Source organism: Stenotrophomonas sp. OVS01A, assembly GCF_019969775.1.
Classification (GTDB): Bacteria; Pseudomonadota; Gammaproteobacteria; order Xanthomonadales; family Xanthomonadaceae; genus Stenotrophomonas; species Stenotrophomonas indicatrix.
Genome location: NZ_JAHXYV010000001.1, coordinates 1,035,701 through 1,058,341 on the forward strand (window position 1 = coordinate 1,035,701; position 22,641 = coordinate 1,058,341).

The window sequence follows — 22,641 nt, forward strand, 5'->3', positions numbered from 1 at the left end:
TGGCCCGGCGCTACCCACGGCAAGCAGGTAGCGCCGGGCCATGCCCGGCGGATGTCCTGCCCGTTACATCATCCGCACGCGGAAACGACGGCCCTTGATCTTGCCCGCTTCCAGCTTCGCCACCGCCTTGTTGACCTGCTCGCGGGCGATCGCCACGTAGGAACGGGTCGGGAAGATCGCGATCTTGCCGATGAACTTGGCCGACAGGCCGGCATCGCCGGTGAGGGCGCCGAGGATGTCGCCTGCGCGCAGCTTGTCGGTCTTGCCGCCATCGATGCGCAGGGTGCGCATCGCCGCCTGCGGCAGCTCGGCCGGGCGCGACGTCGCCAGCGGCGTCTTCTGCCAATCCAGCGGCTCGCCGCGCTGTGCTTCGATGGCGTCGGCGCGGTTCTTTTCGCGGCCCGCCACCAGGCTGATCGCCAAGCCACTGGCGCCGGCACGACCGGTACGGCCGACACGGTGCTGGTAGCTCTCGACGTCGGTCGGCAGCTCGTAGTTGATCACCGCCGCCAGTTCTTCCACATCCAGCCCGCGTGCGGCGACGTCGCTGGCAACCAGCACGTTGCAGCTGCGGTTGGCCAGGCGCAGCAGCACTTCCTCGCGGTCGCGCTGTTCCATGTCGCCATGCAGGGCGAGCGCGGAGAAGCCGAACTGCTGCAGCGAGTTGGCCACTTCGTCCACGTCCTTGCGGGTGTTGCAGAACACCACGGCCGATTCGGGCGTGTACTTCAGCAGCAGGCCAGCCAGTGCCTTCTGCCGGTGTGCCGGTTCGACTTCGCAGAACAGGTGGCGGATGGCCGGGGCCTGGTCGGCGCCTTCCACGGTCACTTCCACGGCATCGCGCAGCAGGTCGCGGGCCATGGCGCGGATGGTGTCGGGGAAGGTGGCCGAGAACAGCAGGCTCTGGCGATCGCGGTGGGTACGGCCGGCGATCTCACGGATCGGTTCCTCGAAGCCCATATCGAGCATGCGGTCGGCTTCATCCAGCACCAGCGTGCGCACGGCGCCCAGATTCAGTGCGCGCTTGCGCGCCAGTTCCTGCACGCGGCCGGGCGTGCCGACCACTACGTGCGGGTCGTGGCTTTCCAGCGACGCCAGCTGCGGGCCCAGCGGCGTGCCGCCGGTCAGCAGCAACAGCTTCAGGTTGGGGATGCCGGTGGCCAGCTTGCGGATCTGCTTGGCCACCTGGTCGGCCAGCTCGCGGGTGGGGCACAGCACCAGCGCCTGTACGCGGATCAGGCTGGGGTCGATGGATTGCAGCAGGCCAAGACCGAAGGCGGCGGTCTTGCCGCTGCCGGTCGGGGCCTGGGCGATCACATCGCGGCCATCAAGGATGGCGGGCAGGCTCTGCGCCTGGATCGGCGTGAGGGTGGTGTAGCCGAGGGCATCCAGGCCGGGCTGCAGGGCCGGGCTCAGCGGCAGGGTCGAGAAATCAGTCATGGCGCATTGTACCTGCGCGCGCGCCCGGTCCCGCCGTCGTTCACGATTGTGGGGGCGCCCGGTAGCGGGCGACCTTGGTCGGCACCTTGGCCGAACGTTCCCTCAACCCAGCCCGATGACCACCAGCCGCGCAGCCATCGCCTGCAACTGCTCCGGGGTGGCCGGTTTTCCAGCGACCCGGGGCTCCAGCAGCAGCTGGTGGAACCACGGGTTGGCGTGCCGCGTGTCGACGTCGAACGAACAGGTTGCCTGCACGCCCATCACCGCCTGAACGATCTCGACCAGCGTGTCTTCGGCTTCATCGACATTGCCCCGCCCATATCGATCATCCAGCAGGCGCAGCGGGATCTGCAGCAGGGCGGGGGAGACTGGCATGCCTCAAGTCTAACGATCCACGTTGCCCTCAGCCCAGCACCGCCAGCACACCCTCGTGGATCGCCAGGCCACCCAGCAGCAACCAGGCGAACAGGATCGATGCCAGCAGCAGCGGCTTCAACCCGGCCTGGCGCAGCGCAGACACATGGGTGGTCAGGCCCAGCGCGGCCATCGCCATGGCCAGCAGCACGGTATCCAGCTGCACCAGGCCGGCCTGCACACCCACCGGCAGCAGATGCAGCGAGTTGAGCCCGGCAACCGCCACGAAACCGAACGCGAACCACGGCACCACGATCCGGGCCTTGCCACCGTCCGCCGCCGCCTTGCCACCACGGGCCAGCCACAGCGACAGTGCGATCAGGAACGGTGCCAGAAGCATCACCCGCACCATCTTGGTGATGACCGCGGTATCGGCGGCTGACTCGCCCACCGCACGTCCGGCAGCCACCACCTGTGCCACTTCATGCACGGTGGCGCCGGTGAACAGGCCGTACTGCCGCGCGTCCATTGCCAGCCAGCCGTGCGACTGCACCAGCGCATACAGCGCCGGGTACAGGAACATGGCCAGCGTGCCGAACACCACCACCGTCGATACCGCCACCGTCACCTGCGCAGCGCGGCCGCGCACCACCGGCTCTGCGGCCATCACCGCCGCCGCACCGCAGATCGCGCTGCCGGCACCGATCAGCATGGCGGCCTCGCGCTCCATCCTGAACACCCGTACACCCAGCCAGCACGCCAGGCCGAAGGTGCTCGCCACCACCAGCACGTCCATCAGCACGCCGGCGAGGCCGACGTGGCCGATGTCCTGGAAGGTCAGCCGCAGGCCGTACAGCACGATGCCCGCACGCAGCAGCCAGTGCTTGGAGAAGCCCACGCCCGCCGCGCTGGCGGGGGCCAGTCGCGGGTAAACGGTGTTGCCGACCACGATGCCGGCGACGATGGCGACGGTCAGCGCACTCAGGCCATGCGCCTGCAGCCAGGGCAGCTCGGCCAGGTACAGCGACGCCGCCGCCACCAGGCCGACCAGCAGCAGGCCGGGCAGGCGCGGTTGCCAGCGCTGGCGCAGGGCGGGCAGGGACCAGGGGGACAGGGCAGGCGCGTTCATGGCGGGTGGGATGCGGGAGAGAGGCGTACAGCCTGCATCCATGCGATCAACCCGTAAAACGAATAATATCGGTGAAACCTACCCATAACACAGGTAATTGGCATGCGCCTGACGCTCCGCCAGCTGCAGGTCTTCGTTGCCATCGCCGACCAGGGCAGCACCACCGCCGCAGGCCAGGCCATCGCGCTTTCGCAGTCCGCCAGCAGCGCCGCCCTGCAGGAGCTGGAAGCGCACTTCGGCACGCCGCTGTTCGACCGCATTGGCCGCCGCCTGGCGTTGAACGGCCACGGCCGGGCCTTGCTGGAGCCGGCGCGCGCGCTGTTGGTCAATGCCGCCGATCTGGAGCGGCAATTGGCGGCGGGCGGTGACCCGTCCCAAGGCGCGCCGCTGCGGCTGGTCTTGGCCGCCAGCACCACCATCGGCAACTACCTGCTGCCGCCGCGCATCGCCGAGCTGCTGCGGCAGGCACCGCAGGCCGAGGTCGATCTGCGCATCGACAACAGCGCAGGCGTGGTGGCGGCCGTTCAACGGTTGGACGTGGATGCAGGATTGATCGAAGGCCCGTGCCACGAACGCGGGCTGCAGGTGACCGCGTGGCAGCAGGACCCGCTGGTGATCGTGGCGGCTGCGGATGCGCCCCCGCGCTGGTCGCTGGATGAACTGCGCGCAGCGCGCTGGCTGCTGCGCGAACCCGGCTCAGGTACCCGCGAGGCTGTCGAACAGGCATTGCTGCCGCATCTGCGCGGCTTCGCCCAGACCCTGCAGCTGGGCAATACCGAAGCCATCAAGCAAGCCGCCATCGCCGGCCTCGGCCTGGCCTGCCTCTCGCGCCACGCCCTGCAAGAACCCTTGGCCCTCGGCCGCCTGCGCATCCTTGAAACGCCATTGCCGGCCCTGCACCGCACGTTGTGGCTGGTACGCCACCCCGGCAAGCGATGGTTGCCGGGTTTGCAGGCGTTGTTGGGGGAAGTGCAGTAGCCGGGATCCATCTTCCACAGCGTGAATTCCACGTAGGGGTCAGAGCCTATTGCGCAGCAACGGGATCCGACCCCGTGCCGACCAACGGTCGGCACCCACCAACAGCAGCGGGAAACTGTCGAAGGCGGGGTGGGTCCGGTTGCCGGGGCGTGAGCGCCATGGATGGCGCGACCGAGCTTACAGGGGTGAGGGCGCTTTGCTTGCGAAGCACTGCTTCGCAAGCGCCCGAACGCACAGCCGCCAGCGGCTGGGCCGGGCCCCGGAGGGGGACTTGCAGCGTCCCCCGCAACCGGACCCACCCCGCCATCCCACAGGAAGCCGGCTTTGGCTGTTGCCTCGGCGGTTGACGTGGCCTCTGCGGGTGTCGGGCGCCGCCCGGCCAGGCCCCGCAACCCGCTACAATGGCCGGATGCCTCTGATTACTCTGCAAAACGTCGACTTCAGCGTCGGCGGCCCGCTGTTGCTGGAAAAAGCCGAACTGTCGATCGAGCCGGGCGAGCGTATCGCCCTGATCGGCCGCAACGGCGCCGGCAAATCGACCCTGCTCAAGCTGCTGTCCGGCGACCACAAGCCCGATGACGGTGAAGTGCGCGTGCAGCAGGGCGTGCGCGTGACTCGCCTGGAGCAGGAGGTGCCGCATGGCGCCGCTGGCAGCGTGTTCGACGTCGTCGCCGACGGCCTGGGCGAACTGGGCCAATGGCTCGCCGAATTCCATCACCTAAGCCACGCCGACGTGTTCGATGGCGAAGCGCTGGGCAACGTCCAGGCCAAGATCGATGCCGCCAACGGCTGGGGCCTGGACCAGCGCGTCAGCGAGACCCTGACCAAGCTCGACCTCGATGGCGACGCGGAGTTCGCGCGCCTGTCCGGCGGCATGAAGCGCCGCGTGCTGCTCGGCCGCGCGCTGGTGTCCAGCCCCGACCTGCTGCTGCTGGACGAACCGACCAACCACCTCGACATCGAAGCCATCGACTGGCTCGAAATGTTCCTCAAGAACTGGAACGGCAGCGTGGTGTTCGTCACCCATGACCGCCGCTTCCTGCGTGCGCTGGCCACCCGCATCGTCGAGATCGACCGCGGCCAAGTCACCAGCTGGCCGGGCGACTGGGCCAACTACGAGCGCCGTCGCGAAGAACGCCTCAACGCGCAGGCCCAGGAAAACGCACGGTTCGACAAGCTGCTGGCGCAGGAAGAAGTGTGGATCCGCCAGGGCATCAAGGCACGCCGCACCCGCGACGAAGGCCGTGTACGCCGCTTGAAGGCGATGCGCAACGAGCGTTCCGCGCGCCGCGACCTCAGCGGCAACGTCAAGATGGAAGCGGCCCAGGGCGTGAGCTCGGGCAAGAAGGTCATCGACATCAAGGACATTTCGTTCGCCTTCGGCGATCGCACGATGGTCCGCGATTTCTCCACCACCATCCTGCGTGGTGACCGCATCGGCCTGATCGGCCCCAACGGCAGTGGCAAGACCACACTGTTGAAGCTGCTGCTGGGCGAACTGCAGCCGCAGAAGGGTGAGGTCAACGCCGGCACCAACCTGCAGGTTGCGTACTTCGACCAGTACCGTGCAGTGCTGCGCGAAGACTGGAGCGCGATCGAGAACGTGGCCGAAGGCCGCGATTTCCTCGAGTTCAACGGCAAGCGCAAGCACGTGCACGCCTACCTGCAGGACTTCATGTTCACCCCTGAGCGCGCGCGCGCGCCGATCACCCGCCTGTCCGGTGGCGAGCGCAACCGCCTGCTGCTGGCCAAGCTGTTCGCGCAGCCGTCCAACCTGCTGGTGATGGACGAACCGACCAACGATCTGGACGTGGAAACCCTGGAGCTGCTGGAAGAGCTGCTGGGCGAATACAACGGCACGTTGCTGCTGGTCAGCCATGATCGTGACTTCATCGACAACGTGGTGACCTCCACGCTGGTGATGGAAGGCGATGGCGTGATCGGCGAGTACGTGGGCGGCTACAGCGACTGGCAGCGTTACGCGGCCAGCGTGGCCGCTGCGCCTGCGGTGGTTGCTGCCGCCAAGCCGGTGGTCGCTGCCCCGGCGGCTGCTGCGGAACCGGCAGCGCCCAAGCGCAAGCTCGCCTACAAGGAAGCGCGTGAGCTGGAACAGCTGCCGAAGACCATCGAAAAGCTGGAAGGCGATGTCGAAGGGCTTACCTCGGCAATGAACGATCCGTCGTTCTACACGCGCAGCAGCGCCGAAGTGACCGCGCACACCCAGCAGCTGGCCAAGGTGCAGGCTGAACTGGATGCCGCGTACGCACGCTGGGAAGAGCTGGAAGGCTGAGCGCCGGTCGGATTCAGTAGATCCACGCCATGCGTGGATATCCGGATACGTGCGGACCAACGGTGCGCACCCACCGGCCAACGGTCCGCACCCACTGGGGCGGGCCGGCGGTCATTTGACCCCGTGCAGATCCCGCAGCTGGCTCGGCCGGCTGCCGAAGTACGCGGCCAGATCGGCGATGTCCTGATCGCTCAGGTCCTTCGCCTGCGGTGTCATCAGCGCATGCTGGCGATCACCGGCACGGTAGGCCTGCAGCGCATGCGCCAGGTAATCGCCGTATTGACCACCCAGCTTCGGATAGGTCGGATCGATCGGCGCATTGCCGTCGGCACCGTGGCAATCGATGCAGCTCTGGCTGGTGGCCTTGCTCTTGACCTTGGCGCGGGCCTCGCCGGCGGCTTCACGCCCGGCAGGCAGGCCCGCGGAGGAAGACGATCCGTGCTCGCCGCTGGCGTGGCCGGGATCGCCGGCGGATTTCTCGCTGTTCTCCACCTGTGACTGCGAGCAGGCCGCCAGCAGCAGGGCGACGGACAGGGCGATGGCGTGACGCAGTGGATGCGCGGCTTTCGACATGGGCGGGCCTTACTTGACGGTGGACAGGTAAACAGCGAGATCGGCGATCTCCTGTTCGCTGAAACTCATCGACTGCGCCTGCATCGTCGGATGCCGGCGCTTGCCCTGGCGGTACTCGGTCAGGGCCTGGGTCAGGTACTGCTGGGTCTGGCCACCGATCTTCGGTACCCGGTAACTGGGGTAGGCGTTCTTGTAACCGGTAATGCCGTGGCAACCCTGGCAGGTGTAGGCCAGCACACGGCCATTGTCGAAACTGCCGGTGGGCGTGGCAGCCGCCGGCACAGGGGCCGGAGCCGGTGCCGGGGCGGGTGGTGCTGCAGGAGCAGGTGCGGGCTGTGCGGCGGCCCCGAGGGGCAGGAGGACGGCCAGAGCGAGACAAGCGGCGAGCGGCTGCGGGCGCATGGTGTCTTTTCCGGGGATTCGGGTCTGGTCGTTCCGGCGTGGGGTACGGAACGACCCGAGTATAGCCTCAGGTTTCATCTAGCTGAAATGGGGTCGGCCCGACCGGCGGCGTGAAGACACCATGACCTTTGGGATATGGTGTTGCCGTGAAGTGGTGCATTACTTTGCTACCACACCTGCCCACGCATCCTCCAGGGATCTGACGATGTCGCACCAAACCTTCCTGCCCGGCCCCCGCAGCGGACTCTGCGCTGCCGCGCTGCTGCTCTCCACCTCCCTGCTGCTGAGCGGTTGCGCCGCTGGGCCCAACAACGAGGCCAAGGCGGCCGAGACCAAGGACGAGAAGAAGGTCGACGCGGTGCCGGTGGAAGTGGCCGTGGCCAGCCATCGCGCGGTGGCCGCCAGCTACACCGGAACGGCGGCACTGGAGCCGCGCGCCGAATCGCAGGTGGTCGCCAAGACCTCGGGCGTCGCGCTGGCGGTACTGGTCGAGGAAGGGCAGCGGGTCAGCGCCGGGCAGCCTCTGGTGCGGCTGGATCCGGACCGCGCACGCCTGGCCGTTGCCCAGAGCGAGGCGCAGATGCGCAAGCTGGAGAACAACTACCAGCGCGCACAGAAGCTGGTCGGCCAGCAGATGGTCAGCGCTGCCGATGTCGACCAGCTGCGCTACGACCTGGAAAACGTGCGCGCGCAGTACCGCCTGGCCACGCTGGAACTGTCCTACACCACCGTGGTCGCACCGATTTCCGGCGTGATCGCCTCGCGATCGATCAAGACCGGCAACTTCGTGCAGATCAACACGCCGATCTTCCGCATTGTCGACAACTCGCGGCTGGAAGCCACCCTCAACGTGCCCGAGCGCGAGCTGGCGACCTTGCGTGCGGGCCAGCCGGTCACGCTGTCGGCCGATGCGCTGCCGGGCCAGACCTTCACTGGTGTGGTGGACCGTATCGCGCCGGTGGTGGATTCGGGCAGCGGCACCTTCCGTGTGGTCAGTGCTTTCGATGGCGCCGCGCAGTCGCTGCAGCCGGGCATGTTCGGTCGTATCCGCATCGACTACGACCAGCGTGCCGATGCACTGGTGGTACCGCGCCTGGCGCTGCTGGACGATGGTGAGCCGGCAGTGTTCCGCGTGCGCGAGGGCAAGGTCGCGCGGGTGCCGGTCAAGCTTGGCTACGCCGAAGGGCCGTGGGTGGAAATCCGTGAGGGACTGGCGGCGGGTGACCAGATCGTCACCGCCGGCAAGGTCGCCCTGCGCGACGGCACCGCGGTGCAGGTGATCGCCGATCCGAAGGCCAAGGCGAAGACCGTAACCGCCTCGGCCAAGCCGGCAGAGAAGGCCGGGAGCACGCAATGACCGCGCCCGGCCACGATCACGGTGCCTCGCCCGGGAGCGATGGCGCCGCCGCAGGCATGCGTGGCGGCCTGGTGGAGTTCGCCACCCGCCGCCGCGTCACCATCGCCATGTGCACGGTCACCCTGTTGCTGTTCGGCCTGATCGCACTGGGCAACCTCAAGGTCAACCTGCTGCCCGACCTGAGCTATCCGACGCTGACCGTGCGCACCGAGTACACCGGTGCGGCGCCGACGGAAATGGAAACCCTGATCACCCAGCCGGTCGAAGAAGCCGTGGGCGTGGTCAAGAACCTGCGCAAGCTGAAGTCGGTCTCGCGTACCGGCCAGAGTGATGTGGTGCTCGAGTTCGCCTGGGGCACCAACATGGACCAGGCCAGCCTGGAAGTGCGCGACAAGATGGAAGCGCTGAACCTGCCCCTGGAAGCCAAGGCGCCGGTGCTGCTGCGCTTCAATCCGTCCACCGAGCCGATCATGCGCCTGGTGCTGTCGACCAAGGCCGCGCCTGCGACCGACGAAGAAGCGATCCGTGAACTGACCGGCCTGCGTCGCTATGCCGACGAAGACCTGAAGAAGAAGCTGGAGCCGGTTACCGGCGTGGCGGCGGTGAAGGTTGGCGGTGGCCTGGAAGACGAGATCCAGGTCGACATCGACCAGCAGAAACTGGCCCAGCTCAACCTGCCGATCGACACCGTCATCAAGCGGTTGAAGGAAGAGAACATCAACATTTCCGGCGGCCGCCTGGAGGAGGGCTCGCAGCGCTTCCTGGTGCGCACCGTCAACCAGTTCGCCGATCTGGAAGAAATCCGCAACCTGCTGGTCACCACCCAGTCCGCCAACGGCAGCGCGGCCGACTCGGCGCTGCAGCAGATGTTCAACATCGCTGCCTCTACGGGTTCGGCTGCAGCCGTCGCCGCCGCTTCCGCTGCGCAGAGCGCTTCCTCTGGCGGCGCCTCCAGCGTGGTCGCCAACGGCGTGCCGGTGCGCCTGAAGGACGTGGCCACCGTGCGCCAGGGCTACAAGGAACGCGAAGCGGTCATCCGCCTGGGCGGCAAGGAATCGGTCGAACTGGCGATCTACAAGGAAGGCGACGCCAATACCGTGGCCACCGCCGAAGCGCTGCGCAAGCGTCTGGAGCAGATCAAGGCAACGTTCCCGGCCGATGCCGAACTGACCACCATCGAAGACCAGTCGCGCTTCATCGAGCATGCCATCGCCGACGTCAAGAAGGACGCGGTGATCGGTGGCCTGCTGGCGATCCTGATCATCTTCCTGTTCCTGCGCGACGGCTGGAGCACGTTCGTGATCAGCCTGTCGTTGCCGGTCTCGATCATCGCCACGTTCTTCTTCATGGGCCAGCTTGGCCTGAGCTTGAACGTGATGTCGCTGGGCGGCCTGGCACTGGCCACCGGCCTGGTGGTGGATGACTCCATCGTGGTGCTGGAGAGCATCGCCAAGGCGCGCGAACGCGGCCTGGGCATCCTGCAGGCGGCGATCGCCGGTACCCGTGAAGTGAGCATGGCCGTGGTCGCCTCGACCCTGACCACCATCGCGGTGTTCCTGCCGCTGGTGTTCGTCGACGGCATCGCCGGCCAGCTGTTCCGCGACCAGGCGTTGACCGTGGCCATCGCCATCGCGATTTCGCTGCTGGTGTCGATGACCCTGATTCCGATGCTGAGCTCGCTGAAGGGTCGGCCGCCGCTGGCCTTCCCGGAAGAAGCCGCAGCCGAGCCGTGGCATCCGCAGAGCCGCTGGCAGAAGCCGGTCGCACTCGGCCGTCGTGGTGCGGTGGCGACGATGCGCTGGAGTTTCTACGCGCTGGCATGGCTGGTGGTGCGCCTCTGCCGTGGCGTGGCTGCAGTGGTCGGCCCGGTGATGCGCAAGGCCAGTGACATCGCCATGAAGCCGTATGCCGGTGCCGAACGTGGCTACCTGCGGCTGCTGCCGGGTGCGTTGGCCCACCCTGGCAAGGTGCTGGGCCTGGCTGCGCTAGCGTTTGTCGGCACGATGGCGCTGGTGCCGATGCTCGGCGCCGACCTGATCCCGCAGCTGGCGCAGGACCGTTTCGAAATGACGGTCAAGCTGCCGGCCGGCACGCCGCTGAAGCAGACCGATGCGCTGGTGCGTGAGCTGCAGTTGGCGCATGGCAAGGGCGAAGGCGTGGCATCGCTGTACGGTGTCAGCGGCAGCGGTACCCGCCTGGATGCCAGCCCGACCGAGAGTGGCGAGAACATCGGCAAGCTGACCATCGTGATGGAAGGCGGCGGCAACCCGCAGACCGAAGCGGAGATCACCGAGCGCCTGCGCGACACCATGGGCCAGCACCCGGGTGCGCAGGTCGACTTCGCGCGGCCGGCGTTGTTCAGCTTCTCCACGCCGCTGGAAATCGAACTGCGTGGGCAGGACATGGCGACCCTGGAAGTGGCGGGCCAGCGCCTGGCGGCGCTGCTGCGCGGCAATGCGCACTACGCCGACGTCAAATCCACCGTGGAAGAGGGCTTCCCGGAAATCCAGATCCGCTTCGACCAGGAGCGAGCCGGCGCACTGGGCCTGACCACGCGGCAGATCGCCGATGTGGTGGTGAAGAAGGTGCGCGGCGATGTCGCCACCCGCTACAGCTTCCGCGACCGCAAGATCGACGTGCTGGTGCGCGCGCAGGAAACCGATCGTGCCAGCGTGGAGAGCATCCGCCGGTTGATCGTCAATCCGGGCAGCACCCGTCCGGTCACCCTGGATGCGGTTGCCGACGTGGTGGCCACCACCGGCCCCAGCGAGATCCATCGTGCCGACCAGACCCGGGTGGCCGTGGTCTCGGCCAACCTGCGCGACATCGACCTGGGCGCGGCCATGCGCGAAGTACAGCAGATGGTGTCCGAACAGCCGCTGGGCGCTGGCGTGGGCCTGCACATCGGCGGCCAGGGCGAGGAACTGGCACAGGCGGCGAAGTCGCTGATCTTCGCCTTCGGCCTGGCGATCTTCCTGGTCTACCTGGTGATGGCGTCGCAGTTCGAATCGCTGCTGCATCCGTTCGTGATCCTGTTCACCATCCCGCTGGCGCTGGTCGGCGCGATCCTGGCGTTGATGCTGACCGGCAAGCCGATTTCGGTGGTGGTGTTCATCGGCCTGATCCTGCTGGTCGGCCTGGTCACCAAGAACGCGATCATCCTGATCGACAAGGTCAACCAGCTGCGCGAGGCCGGCGTGGCCAAGCACGAGGCGCTGGTGGAAGGTGCGCGTTCGCGCTTGCGGCCGATCATCATGACCACCCTGTGCACGCTGTTCGGCTTCCTGCCGCTGGCGGTGGCGATGGGCGAGGGCGCCGAAGTGCGCGCACCGATGGCGATCACCGTGATCGGTGGCCTGCTGGTGTCGACCCTGTTGACCCTGCTGGTGATCCCGGTGGTGTACGACCTGATGGACCGCCGCGGCGATGCCTACTACCGCGAACGCGGTCGCAAGCATGCCGGTGAGGGCCTGCACGATGCCGAGGGCAGTGCGTCGGGTGCGGAGGAACCGGCATGAGCGTTGCCGAGTTCTCCATCCGCCGCCCGGTCACCACCATCATGTGTTTCGTGTCGCTGGTGGTGGTCGGCCTGATCGCCTCGTTCCGGCTGCCACTGGAAGCGCTGCCGGACATCTCCGCACCGTTCCTGTTCGTGCAGATTCCCTATACCGGCTCCACGCCGGAAGAAGTCGAGCGGACCATCATCCGGCCGGTGGAGGAGTCGCTGGCGACGATGACCGGCATCAAGCGCATGCGGTCGTCGGCGACCTCCGAAGCTGCGTCGATCTTCATCGAGTTCAGCGACTGGGATCGTGATATCGCCATCGCCGCTTCGGACGCGCGCGAGCGCATCGACGCTATCCGCAGTGACCTGCCTGACGATGTGCAGCGCTACAACGTGTTCAAGTGGTCCAGCAGCGACCAGCCGGTGCTGAAAGTGCGTCTGGCCAGTACCACCGACCTGACCACCGCCTATGACATGCTCGACCGCGAATTCAAGCGGCGTATCGAGCGGATTCCGGGCGTGGCCCGGGTCGAGATCACCGGCGCGCCACCGAACGAGGTGGAGATCGCGATCGATCCGAACCGCCTGAACGCCCACGGCCTGAGCATCAACGAGCTGAGCGATCGCCTGCGCACGCTGAATTTCTCGATCTCGGCCGGGCAGATAGACGACAACGGCCAGCGCGTGCGCGTGCAGCCGGTGGGCGAGATCACCGACCTGCAGGAAATGCGTGACCTGGTGATCAATGCCAAGGGACTGCGCCTGGGTGACATTGCCGATGTGCGGCTGAAGCCGGCGCGGATGAGCTATGGCCGCCGCTTGGATGGCAATCCTGCCGTCGGCCTGGACATCTACAAGGAACGCAGCGCCAACCTGGTGGACGTCTCGCGCGGCGCGCTTGCCGAGGTTGAAGCGATCCGCGCGCAGGCATCGATGCGCGACGTGCAGATCAAGGTGATCGACAACCAGGGCAAGGCGGTGACCTCGTCCCTGCTGGAGCTGGCCGAGGCCGGCGGTGTCGGCCTGATCCTGTCGGTGACGGTGCTGTTCTTCTTCCTGCGCCACTGGCCGTCCACGTTGATGGTGACCCTGGCCATCCCGATCTGCTTCACCATCACCCTGGGCTTCATGTATTTCGCCGGCGTCACGCTCAACATCCTGACCATGATGGGCCTGCTGCTGGCCGTGGGCATGCTGGTCGACAATGCAGTGGTGGTGGTCGAGAGCATCTACCAGGAACGTGAGCGGCTGCCGGACCAGCCACGCCTGGCCTCGATCATCGGCACCCGCAACGTTGCCATCGCGCTCAGCGCCGGCACCTTGTGCCACTGCATCGTGTTCGTACCCAACCTGTTCGGCGAAACCAACAACATCAGCATCTTCATGGCGCAGATCGCGATCACCATCTCGGTCTCGCTGCTGGCCTCGTGGCTGGTGGCGGTCAGCCTGATCCCGATGCTGTCCGCACGCATGGCCACGCCGAAGCTGGTGCACTCGCAGACCGGCGTGATCGCGCGCCTGCAGCGCCGCTACGCGCAGCTGCTGGACTGGTCACTGCGCCATCGCGGCTGGAGCCTGCTGGGCATCCTGCTGGTGGTGCTGGTCAGCCTGGTGCCGATGAAGCTGACCAAGATCGACATGTTCGGTGGCGATGGTGGCAAGGACATCTTCATCGGCTACATGTGGAAGGGCGCCTACACCTACCGGCAGATGTCCGAGGAAGTGGCCCGCGTCGAAGGCTGGATCGAGCAGAACCGCGAGCGCCTGCACGTGCAGCAGGTCTATTCCTGGTACAGCGAACAGGAAGGCAGTTCGACCGTGGTCACCCTGGACGAGAAGTACGCCAAGGACATCAAGGCGCTGCAGGAAGAGCTGCGCAAAGGGCTGCCGAAATCCGCGCGTACCGACTACTTCGTCGGCAACCAGGGCGGTGATGGTGGCGGTGGCGGCAACCAAGGCGTGCAGGTGCAGCTGGTCGGCGACTCCAGCGCGATGCTGCAGGAGATCGGCCAGGAAGTGCTGCCGCTGCTGGCGCAGCGCGCCGAGCTGCGCGATGTGCGCATCGACAACGGCGAGAAGGGCGGCGAGCTGAAAGTGCACGTCGACCGCGAGCGTGCAGCGGCGTTCGGATTCAATGCCGAGCAGGTTGCCAGTTTCGTTGGCCTGGCGCTGCGTGGTGCACCGATGCGCGAGTTCCGTCGTGGTGACAACGAAGTGCCGGTATGGGTGCGCTTCGCCGGTGCCGAACAGAGCAGCCCTGAAGACCTGGCCGGTTTCAGCGTGCGCACCGGCGATGGCCGCAGCGTACCGCTGTTGAGCCTGGTCAGTGTCGATGTGGGTTCATCAGCGACCCAGATCGGTCGCACCAACCGCCAGACCACGTTGACCATCAAGGCCAACCTGGCCGAGAAGATCACCGCACCGGACGGCCGCAAGGCCATGGAAGCAGTGCTCAGGCCGATGAACTTCCCGGCCGGCTACGGCTTCACCTTCGATGGCGGCGACTACGGCGATGACAACGAGGCGATGCAGCAGATGGTGTTCAACCTGCTGATCGCGCTGGTGATGATCTACGTGGTGATGGCCGCAGTGTTCGAATCGCTGCTGTTCCCGGCGGCGATCATGAGCGGCGTGCTGTTCTCGATCTTCGGCGTGTTCTGGCTGTTCTGGATCACCGGCACCTCGTTCGGGATCATTTCCTTCATCGGCATCCTGGTGCTGATGGGCGTGGTGGTGAACAACGGCATCGTGATGATCGAGCACATCAACAATCTGCGCCGGGGCGGGATGGGCCGTACCCAGGCGCTGGTGGAGGGCTCACGCGAGCGTCTGCGCCCGATCATGATGACCATGGGCACGGCGATCCTGGCGATGGTGCCGATCTCGCTGACCGATACACAGATGTTCGGCAACGGGCCGGAGTACTCGCCGATGGCGCGTGCGATTGCCGGTGGCCTGGCGTTCTCTACCGTGGTCAGCCTGCTGTTCCTGCCGACGATCTACGCGGTGCTTGATGACCTGCGCAATGCGGTGGTGCGGCTGATCCAGCGCGCTCGCGGCCGCGAGGTCGTGGCGGGAACCCCGGTGTAGGTGTAGTGGTCGAGCTTGCTCGACCGGAGGGGCGGAAACGTGTTGTGGTGGGGGGAGACCGGTCGTAGTGGGGCGGTCTCCCCTTTTTTTTGCCGGGCATGGCCCGGCGCTACCATCGCCGTGGATGTAAATGACGTGCCAACCAAAGTTGGCACCTACCGGTAGCGCCGGGCCATGCCCGGCGGGGCAGGGCGATCAGCTCGCCACCTTGCTCCACACCTTGCCCGCGGTCAGCCACAGGCCCAGCATGCTGCCCAGGTTGGTCAGCATGAAGGTCAGCACCACGCGGGTGACACGGTTGCGGTACCAGCCCTTCAACGACTGTGCATCGTCACGCAGCTTGAGGAAATCCTCGTAGGTCGGCTTGCGCAGGCGCGCTTCCACCAGTGCCGCGAATGCGCCGGTGGGGATGCTCAGGCGGAACGGCTTGAACGGCGCCACCACGATCGCGGTGAGGATGCTCAGCGGGTGGCTGCCGGCCACCAGGCAGCCCAGGCCAGCCAGGCCGCCGGTATACATCGCCCAGGTCGCCAGCAGTTCGGTGCCCACGCCCAGTCCACCACGATAGAAGCCGACACCGATGCCGGTGGCCACGATGGCGAGGATCGCCAGGGTGAACCACGGGATGTTGCGCTTCTTCGGCACCGCTTCCAGCTGCTCGCGCAACGGCGCAGGCGCCTCGGTATCGGTTTCCAGGTAACGCGCCAGGCCGGCCAGATGGCCGGCGCCGACCACCGCCAGCACTTCGCGCTGCTGCGGATCATGCGCTTCGCGCAGGCGCGTGGCCATGTAGCGGTCGCGCTCGCCGATGATCGTTTCGTACAACGCCGGGTTCTCGCTGGCGAACTCGCCGAAGCTCGATTCCAGCATGTCGCCCTGCTTCAGCTTCTCGATCTCGTCTTCGCCGACATCCTCGGACGAGAACAGGCCGGCGCCAAGCCCGGCCACCAGCTTCAGCTTGCCGAAGAAGCCCAGTCGCTGCGAAGCACGACGGAATGTCAGGCCGACTTCGCGGTCGATCAGGTGCACCGGCAGGTTGCGCTCGCGCGCCAGGTCCACCGCACGCTTGAGTTCCGCGCCCGGCTCGATGCCGAGCTGTTCGGCCAGTCGGCGCTGGTAGGCCGACAACGCGAGGTTGGCCGCGAACAACGCGACGCGGCCCTTGCGGATCACTTCCACCAGGTCCAGTTTGGCCAGCGTGTCCGGGTCGCTCAGCGCCTGCAGGCGCTGCGGGTCCAGCTCGACGGCCACCGCATCGAATCGTCCGCTGTCGATTGCTTTCTCCACCGCCTCGACGCTGGCATGGGAGACGTGGGCAGTGCCCAGCAGGGTGTAGCGCACGCCATCGCGCTCGACGACGCGCACTGGCTGGCCGGCGAACAGATCGTCGCCGGTTTCGGGAAGGGTTTCGGTCATGGAATCATTCATTGGAAGGAGCGGAATCGGCGCCATCGCCGAGCGCGCGCTGCATCTGTACGGTGTCCAGCCAGCGGCCGTGCTTGCGGCCGAGGCCACGGAACACGCCCACCAGCTGGAAGCCGAAGCGTTCGTGCAGCTTGATGGAGGCCGTGTTGGTCGGCTCGCCGATCACCGCCACCATCTGTCGATGGCCGCGCGCGGTGCAGGCATCGATCAGTGCCTGCAGCAGGCTGGTGCCGACGCCACGGCCCTGGAAACGGGCATCGACGTAGACCGAGTTCTCAACGGTCCACTGGTAGGCGATGCGCGTGCGGTAGGTGTTGGCATACGCATAGCCGGCAACCTGGCCGTCGACCTCGGCCACCAGGTAGGGGAAGCCGCGGTCGATGATGTCGCGCATGCGGCGCAGCATCTCGGCCTGGTCAGGGATCTCGTACTCGTAGGTATTGACGAAGTCGGTCACTTCCACCGCGTAGATCGCGGTGATCGCAGCGATGTCGGCAGGGCCGGCATCACGGATGAGTACGGCCATGCGCGGGCTCCGGGTCAGTCGATGTAGCGCTTGAGCAGGTCGCCGTAGGCGTCGATGCGACGATCACGCAGGAACGGCCAGATGCGGCGCACGTGTTCGCTGCGCTGCAGGTCGACCTCGCACATCAGGATGGTCGCGTCGGTGCCGGCTTCGGCCAGGAACTCGCCCTGCGGGCCCAGCACGTGGCTGTTGCCCCAGAACTGGATGCCCGAGGCGCCCAGCGGCGAAGCCTCATGGCCGACGCGGTTGCAGCTGAGCACCGGCACGCCGTTGGCTACGGCATGGCCACGGTGGCTCAGTACCCAGGCGTCGCGCTGGCGGGTCTTTTCGTCCAGCACATCATCCGGGTCCCAGCCGATCGCGGTGGGGTACAGCAGCAGCTCAGCACCGGCCAGCGCCATCAGGCGCGCTGCTTCCGGGTACCACTGGTCCCAGCACACCAGCACGCCAAGGCGGCCGACCGAGGTGTCGATCGGCTTGAAGCCGATATCGCCCGGGGTGAAGTAGAACTTCTCGTAGAAGCCCGGGTCATCGGGAATGTGCATCTTGCGGTACTTGCCCAGCAAGGTGCCGTCCTTCTCGAAGACCACGGCGGTGTTGTGGTACAGGCCGGCAGCGCGGCGCTCGAACAGCGAGCCGACCAGCACCACGCCATGCTTCTTGGCCAGCGCGCCCAAGCGCTCGGTGCTCGGGCCCGGAATCGGCTCGGCCAGGTCGAATTCATCGACCGATTCGTGCTGGCAGAAGTAGGGACCGTTGTGCAGTTCCTGCAGCAGCACCAGCTTCGCGCCCTGCGCCGCGGCGTCGGCAACACGCGCTTCGATCACCGCCAGGTTGGCGGCGGCATCACCGTGGTTGCGCTCCTGGATCAGGGCGACGGTAAGGGGGCTGCGCGAGTTCATGCGGGGCGATCCTGCGGGGGAAAACCCGCATGTTAACGCGGATGCGCCACGACAGCGTGTTGGCTGCTGAATGGTGCACGCAACCGGTAGCGCCGGGCCATGCCCGGCGGATTTTCCAGATGCCGCCGCGCTCGCCGGGCATGGCCCGGCGCTACCGCGTGGTTTATGCCTTCAACAGCCCAGCCGGCAGCTGCATGGTGATGCAGTGAAGGCTGCCGTTCTGCCAGATCAGCGAGCGGCACGGCACCTGCACGATCTCGCGGCCAGGGTGGGCCTGTGCCAGCACGTCGCGGGCCAGGTCATCGGCCGGGTCGCCATAGGCCGGCATCAGCACCGCGCCGTTGACGATCAGGTAATTGGCATACGAAGCAGCCAGGCGACGGCCTTCATCGATCACCGGCTGTGCCCACGGCAGCGGGAACAGGCGGTACGGCTTTCCGTCAGCGGTGCGCAACGCGGCCAGCTCGGCGCCCATCGCCTGCAGCTCGGCGTAATGCGAGTCGCTGGCGTCGTCGCAGGCCTGGTAGACGATGCTGTCGGCCGAGGCGAAGCGGGCGAGGGTGTCGATATGGGCGTCGGTGTCGTCGCCTTCCAGATAGCCATGATCCAGCCACAGCACGCGCTTCTGCTGCAGCCAGTCGGCCAGGTCGGCGCTCAGGCTGTCGCGGTCACGGTCGGGATGGCGCTCGTGCAGGCACTTCCAGGTGGTCAGCAGGGTGCCTTCGCCATCGGTCTCGATGCCGCCGCCCTCCAGCGCGAACGGAATGCTGCGCACCGTCGCGTCGTTGAACACGCCGGCCTGGTCGAGCGCGCCGACCAGCTGGTCATCCAGGGTGGCGTCGAACTTGCCGCCCCAGCCGGTGAAGCGGAAGTCCAGCAGCTGGAAGCTGCCGTCGGCACGGCGCAGGGTGATGGGGCCCGAATCACGCAGCCAGGTGTCGTCGTAGGCGGCGGTGGTGAAGTGGACCTTGTCCATGTCGATGCGGTTGGAGCGCAACCGCATTTCGGCGTAGGTCTCCACGTCATCGTCGGCCACGCAGATCAGCACCGGCTGGAAGCGGGTGATCGCTGCAACCAGGGCGATGTAGGTCTCTTCCACCTGGCCCAGGCGGTCGGCCCAGTCGGTGTCGGCGGTGGGCCAGGCAATCAGGACGCCGCTCTGGGCTTCCCATTCGGCAGGAAAACGAAGGGTCTGGTTCATGGTCTCGCTACACGCGCCCGCCGGTGGCGGGCATGGGGGTCAACGGATCGGCGGCTTGGGGCCGATTTCGTTCGGATCCGCCTGGTTTGCCACCACGTCGATCACCTTCTGCTTCTCGAAGTAGACGGTGAACTGCGGGTACACCCAGCGGTGGATGGTCGGCCATTGCCGTTTCTGCCCGCCGCGCGGCTGCAGCTGCTCTGCCGGCGCGCCGAACTGCGACTGCACCTGCTGCATGCTCTGGCCGCGGACGGGCAGGGCGCCGGCCGGCTTTTCGCGGGCGCGGTCGACAAGCAGGGTATCGGCCATCGCCGGAGTGGCGGCAGCCAGGGTGGCCAGTACGGCCAGGGTGCACAGGTAACGCGTCATCTCGATCTACTCCCCAGTGGTCAAGAACAGCGATTACAGCAAAAACGGCAGGAAAAAACCGCATAAACAAAAAACCGCCCGAAGGCGGCTTTTTGCATCGGGTCGGCCCCGCGTGGGGCCAGCCGCGGTCACAAGGACCGTTGGGCTTAGCGCTGACGCGCCTTGAAACGCGGGTTCGACTTGCAGATGACGAAGATCTTGCCACGACGACGCACGACCTTGCAGTCACGGTGACGGGCCTTCGCCGACTTCAGGGAGGACAGAACTTTCATGGCATACCTCGGCGTAAACAGTAGTTGTTCGGGTGGAGCGTGGCCGCGATATGCGAAAGACAATCGGCAGTGGACGCTCGTTCAAGCCCGCCATTCTACCGGGCTTTTCCCCATGGTTTCAAGTGGTTGCACAAAAGGCCCGTTACGGGGTGTCCGGCAGGGGCTAGAATGCCCCCTTCACACGCGCAAGGACCCCCATGAATCCACTCGTTCCCGTCCTGACCATCGACGGCCCGTCAGGGGCCGGCAAGGGTACCATCAGCCGCATCGTGGCGCGCCGGTTGGGCTGGCACTACCTGGATTCGGGCGCTCTGTACCGCGCGGTCGGCGTGGCGGCCAGCTGGGCCGACATCGACACCTCCGATGCTTCCGCGCTGGTGCGCTGCACCTTTGATACGCATGTCCAGTTCGTCGAGCAGGGCGATGCCATGCGGGTCCTGGTCAATGGCACCGACGCCACCGACGAGCTGCGGCTGGAGACCACCGGGGCGCTGGCGTCGGCGATTGCCGCCATCCCCGAGGTCCGGGCCGCCCTGAAGGAGCGCCAGCGCGCATTCAGGATGGAGCCGGGTCTGGTCGCCGACGGCCGCGACATGGGCACGGTGATCTTCCCGGACGCCCCCTACAAGGTCTTCCTGACCGCCAGTGCCGAGGAGCGCGCCGAGCGCCGGCATAAGCAGTTGAAAGACAAGGGGGTTTCTGTTAACTTTGAAGACCTCCTGCGCGAGATCATGGCCCGCGACGCCCGTGATGCTCAGCGTACCGTGGCGCCCCTGAAGCCGGCAGACGATGCTGTCCTCATCGACACCACAGGCATCGGCATCGAAGATGTCGTTGCCAGAGTGATGGATCTGCTTCCGGTTCCGGCTGCCTGATCCGTTCGCGCGGGAGCTCTGCCAGCAGCATCGGTGGAGGTCGCGCATCTGCAGTGCTGTAAAAGCTCCGTCGCGCAATGATACGTGGCGGTTTTCCTACTTCCACACACGACCTGCATTTCCGGGGTCGACCAACAGGCGGGCGGTAGCCATTCCCTGAAGGGAAGCCAACCGACCCATGTGTCCAACAGAGTAAATCTAATGACCGAATCATTTGCCGAACTGTTTGAAGCCAGCCAGGCCAACCTGGCCAAGCTGAAGCCGGGCGCCATCGTCAGCGGTACCGTTGTTGAAGTCCGCGGCGACGTCGTGGTGATCAACGCCGGGCTGAAGTCGGAAGGCATCGTGCCGATCGAACAGTTCCGTAACGACGCTGGCGAAATCGATGTTGCCGAAGGCGACATCGTCAAGGTCGCCCTCGACTCGATCGAGAACGGCTTCGGTGAAACCGTCCTGTCGCGCGAGAAGGCCAAGCGCGCGATGGTGTGGGACGAGCTGGAAGAAGCGTTGGAAAAGAACGAAACCATCACCGGTCGCATCAGCGGCAAGGTCAAGGGTGGTTTCACCGTGGACATCAAGGATGTCCGCGCCTTCCTGCCGGGTTCCCTGGTCGATGTGCGCCCCGTGCGCGATCCGGCCTACCTGGAAGGCAAGGAGCTGGAATTCAAGCTCATCAAGCTTGACCGCAAGCGCAACAACGTCGTGGTCTCGCGCCGCGCTGTCGTCGAAAGCGAGCACTCGGAAGAGCGCGAGCAGCTGATGGACAAGCTGCAGGAAGGCGCGATCCTGAAGGGTGTCGTCAAGAACCTGACCGATTACGGCGCATTCGTGGACCTGGGCGGCATCGACGGCCTGTTGCACATCACCGACATGGCATGGAAGCGCGTGCGCCATCCGTCCGAAGTCGTCAATGTCGGCGACGAGCTGGACGTGCGCGTGCTGAAGTTCGACCGCGAGCGCAACCGCGTTTCGCTGGGCCTGAAGCAGCTGGGCGAAGATCCGTGGGATAACATCGCCCGTCGTTACCCGGCCAACAGCCGCGTGTTCGGCAAGGTCTCCAACGTCACCGATTACGGCGCATTCGTCGAAATCGAGCCGGGCGTCGAAGGTCTGGTGCACGTTTCCGAGATGGATTGGACCAACAAGAACGTCAACCCGTCCAAGGTTGTGCAGGTCGGTGACGAAGTTGAAGTCATGGTCCTGGACGTCGACGAGGAGCGTCGCCGCATCTCGCTGGGCATGAAGCAGGTTGCCGCCAATCCGTGGGAAACCTTCGCTGCCACCCACAAGAAGGGTGACAAGGTGTCGGGCCAGATCAAGTCGATCACCGACTTCGGCATCTTCATCGGCCTGGACGGCGGCATCGACGGCCTGGTTCACCTGTCCGACATCAGCTGGGCGACCACTGGCGAAGACATCGTTCGCAACTTCAAGAAGGGCGACAACCTGGACGCAGTCGTCCTGGCCGTCGATCCGGAGCGCGAGCGCATTTCGCTGGGCGTCAAGCAGCTGGAGCAGGATCCGTTCGGCCAGTACATGGCGACCAATCCGAAGGGCTCCAAGGTCGAAGGCGTGGTGAAGGAAGTCGACGCCAAGGGCGCGATCATCGAGCTGTCCGACGGCATCGAAGGCTATGTTGCAGCTCGCGACATCGCCAACGAGCGTGTTGACGACGCGACCCAGCACCTGAAGGTCGGCGACAAGGTTGAAGCCAAGTTCGTGGGCATGGATCGCAAGGGTCGTACCCTGCAGCTGTCGATCAAGGCCAAGGACGACGCGGAAATGCGCGAAGTGCTGGAGGAATACCAGTCCTCTTCGGCTTCCAGCGGCACCACCCAGCTGGGCGCGCTGCTGCGTGCACAGCTGAACGGCAACAAGTCCGAGTAATATCGGCCTTACGCTGTTCGTTGTTTCCTGGACGGCCCGGGCACTGCCCGGGCCGTTTCAGGCTGA

Annotated in this window: 17 protein-coding genes and 1 pseudogene; 7 read left to right on the forward strand and 11 right to left on the reverse strand. The window is 66.2% G+C overall.

Translation table 11 applies throughout. The annotated features are described in order from the left end of the window. Positions 1 to 63: 63 nt before the first annotated feature. The 3 genes from dbpA to LC407_RS04965 all read right to left on the reverse strand — a co-directional run bounded on the left by dbpA (position 64) and on the right by LC407_RS04965 (position 2,923). Positions 64 to 1,440 carry an ATP-dependent RNA helicase DbpA gene (dbpA, locus tag LC407_RS04955; RefSeq protein WP_025875072.1) on the reverse strand — a complete coding sequence of 459 codons (1,377 nt, stop codon included), beginning with the start codon at positions 1,438 to 1,440 and terminating at the stop codon, positions 64 to 66. Positions 1,441 to 1,542: 102 nt separating this feature from the next. Continuing rightward, entirely contained in the window at positions 1,543 to 1,815 is a 273-nt protein-coding gene (locus LC407_RS04960) for a hypothetical protein (protein WP_025875070.1), read from the reverse strand. A gap of 28 nt (positions 1,816 to 1,843) precedes the next feature. Continuing rightward, positions 1,844 to 2,923, reverse strand: a complete 1,080-nt coding sequence (locus LC407_RS04965; RefSeq protein ID WP_223482282.1) for a YeiH family protein — start codon at positions 2,921 to 2,923, stop codon at positions 1,844 to 1,846. Between the two features lie 102 nt (positions 2,924 to 3,025). Between LC407_RS04965 and LC407_RS04970 the strand changes: the two genes are divergently transcribed. Together LC407_RS04970 and LC407_RS04975 are read left to right on the forward strand one after the other, a co-directional pair. Beyond that, positions 3,026 to 3,901 (forward strand): LysR family transcriptional regulator, encoded by an 876-nt coding sequence (locus LC407_RS04970; RefSeq protein WP_223482283.1) that lies wholly within the window; start codon positions 3,026 to 3,028, stop codon positions 3,899 to 3,901. A 409-nt stretch (positions 3,902 to 4,310) separates the two neighbouring features. Then, the gene (locus LC407_RS04975; protein WP_032977580.1) at positions 4,311 to 6,191 is read left to right on the forward strand and encodes an ATP-binding cassette domain-containing protein; all 1,881 of its coding nucleotides are present in this window, start codon (positions 4,311 to 4,313) and stop codon (positions 6,189 to 6,191) included. Positions 6,192 to 6,302: 111 nt separating this feature from the next. Here LC407_RS04975 and LC407_RS04980 read toward each other — a convergent pair whose 3' ends face one another. Both LC407_RS04980 and LC407_RS04985 read right to left on the reverse strand, forming a co-directional pair. Continuing rightward, complete coding sequence (locus tag LC407_RS04980) at positions 6,303 to 6,764, reverse strand: cytochrome c (RefSeq protein ID WP_032977578.1); 462 nt, start codon at positions 6,762 to 6,764, stop codon at positions 6,303 to 6,305. Between the two features lie 9 nt (positions 6,765 to 6,773). Beyond that, entirely contained in the window at positions 6,774 to 7,166 is a 393-nt protein-coding gene (locus tag LC407_RS04985; protein WP_025875058.1) for a c-type cytochrome, read from the reverse strand. A 205-nt stretch (positions 7,167 to 7,371) separates the two neighbouring features. Here LC407_RS04985 and LC407_RS04990 point away from each other — a divergent pair, with 205 nt between their 5' ends. The 3 genes and pseudogenes from LC407_RS04990 (at position 7,372) to LC407_RS05000 (ending at position 15,118) form a co-directional block, all read left to right on the forward strand. After that, complete coding sequence (locus tag LC407_RS04990) at positions 7,372 to 8,523, forward strand: MexH family multidrug efflux RND transporter periplasmic adaptor subunit (RefSeq protein WP_025875055.1); 1,152 nt, start codon at positions 7,372 to 7,374, stop codon at positions 8,521 to 8,523. Positions 8,524 to 8,585: 62 nt separating this feature from the next. Then, positions 8,586 to 12,041: pseudogene (locus LC407_RS04995) on the forward strand (efflux RND transporter permease subunit); the annotation flags it as partial. Next, on the forward strand, positions 12,038 to 15,118 hold the full coding sequence (locus LC407_RS05000; RefSeq protein WP_223482284.1) for an efflux RND transporter permease subunit: 3,081 nt from the start codon (positions 12,038 to 12,040) through the stop codon (positions 15,116 to 15,118). The pseudogene LC407_RS04995 and the gene LC407_RS05000, both read left to right, overlap by 4 nt. A 195-nt stretch (positions 15,119 to 15,313) precedes the next feature. On the opposite strand, the gene LC407_RS05005 is transcribed toward LC407_RS05000, so the two are convergent. From LC407_RS05005 to ykgO, 6 genes are all read right to left on the reverse strand, one after another. Continuing rightward, positions 15,314 to 16,546, reverse strand: coding sequence for a TraB/GumN family protein (locus LC407_RS05005; protein WP_032951769.1), 1,233 nt, complete (start codon positions 16,544 to 16,546; stop codon positions 15,314 to 15,316). Further along, positions 16,539 to 17,069, reverse strand: coding sequence for a GNAT family N-acetyltransferase (locus LC407_RS05010; RefSeq protein WP_025875048.1), 531 nt, complete (start codon positions 17,067 to 17,069; stop codon positions 16,539 to 16,541). The genes LC407_RS05005 and LC407_RS05010 overlap by 8 nt, the downstream gene beginning before the upstream one ends. 14 nt (positions 17,070 to 17,083) lie before the next feature. Further along, entirely contained in the window at positions 17,084 to 17,971 is an 888-nt protein-coding gene (locus LC407_RS05015; protein WP_223482285.1) for a carbon-nitrogen hydrolase, read from the reverse strand. A gap of 163 nt (positions 17,972 to 18,134) precedes the next feature. Beyond that, entirely contained in the window at positions 18,135 to 19,172 is a 1,038-nt protein-coding gene (locus LC407_RS05020) for an agmatine deiminase family protein (RefSeq protein ID WP_025875044.1), read from the reverse strand. Positions 19,173 to 19,211: 39 nt separating this feature from the next. Continuing rightward, complete coding sequence (locus LC407_RS05025) at positions 19,212 to 19,481, reverse strand: hypothetical protein (protein ID WP_223482678.1); 270 nt, start codon at positions 19,479 to 19,481, stop codon at positions 19,212 to 19,214. A gap of 206 nt (positions 19,482 to 19,687) precedes the next feature. After that, positions 19,688 to 19,813, reverse strand: a complete 126-nt coding sequence (ykgO, locus tag LC407_RS05030) for a type B 50S ribosomal protein L36 (RefSeq protein ID WP_005409283.1) — start codon at positions 19,811 to 19,813, stop codon at positions 19,688 to 19,690. Positions 19,814 to 20,010: 197 nt separating this feature from the next. Between ykgO and cmk the strand changes: the two genes are divergently transcribed. Further along, positions 20,011 to 20,688 carry a (d)CMP kinase gene (gene cmk, locus LC407_RS05035; protein ID WP_032977572.1) on the forward strand — a complete coding sequence of 226 codons (678 nt, stop codon included), beginning with the start codon at positions 20,011 to 20,013 and terminating at the stop codon, positions 20,686 to 20,688. A gap of 201 nt (positions 20,689 to 20,889) precedes the next feature. After that, the gene (gene rpsA / locus LC407_RS05040) at positions 20,890 to 22,575 is read left to right on the forward strand and encodes a 30S ribosomal protein S1 (RefSeq protein WP_025875032.1); all 1,686 of its coding nucleotides are present in this window, start codon (positions 20,890 to 20,892) and stop codon (positions 22,573 to 22,575) included. Positions 22,576 to 22,641 lie beyond the last annotated feature (66 nt).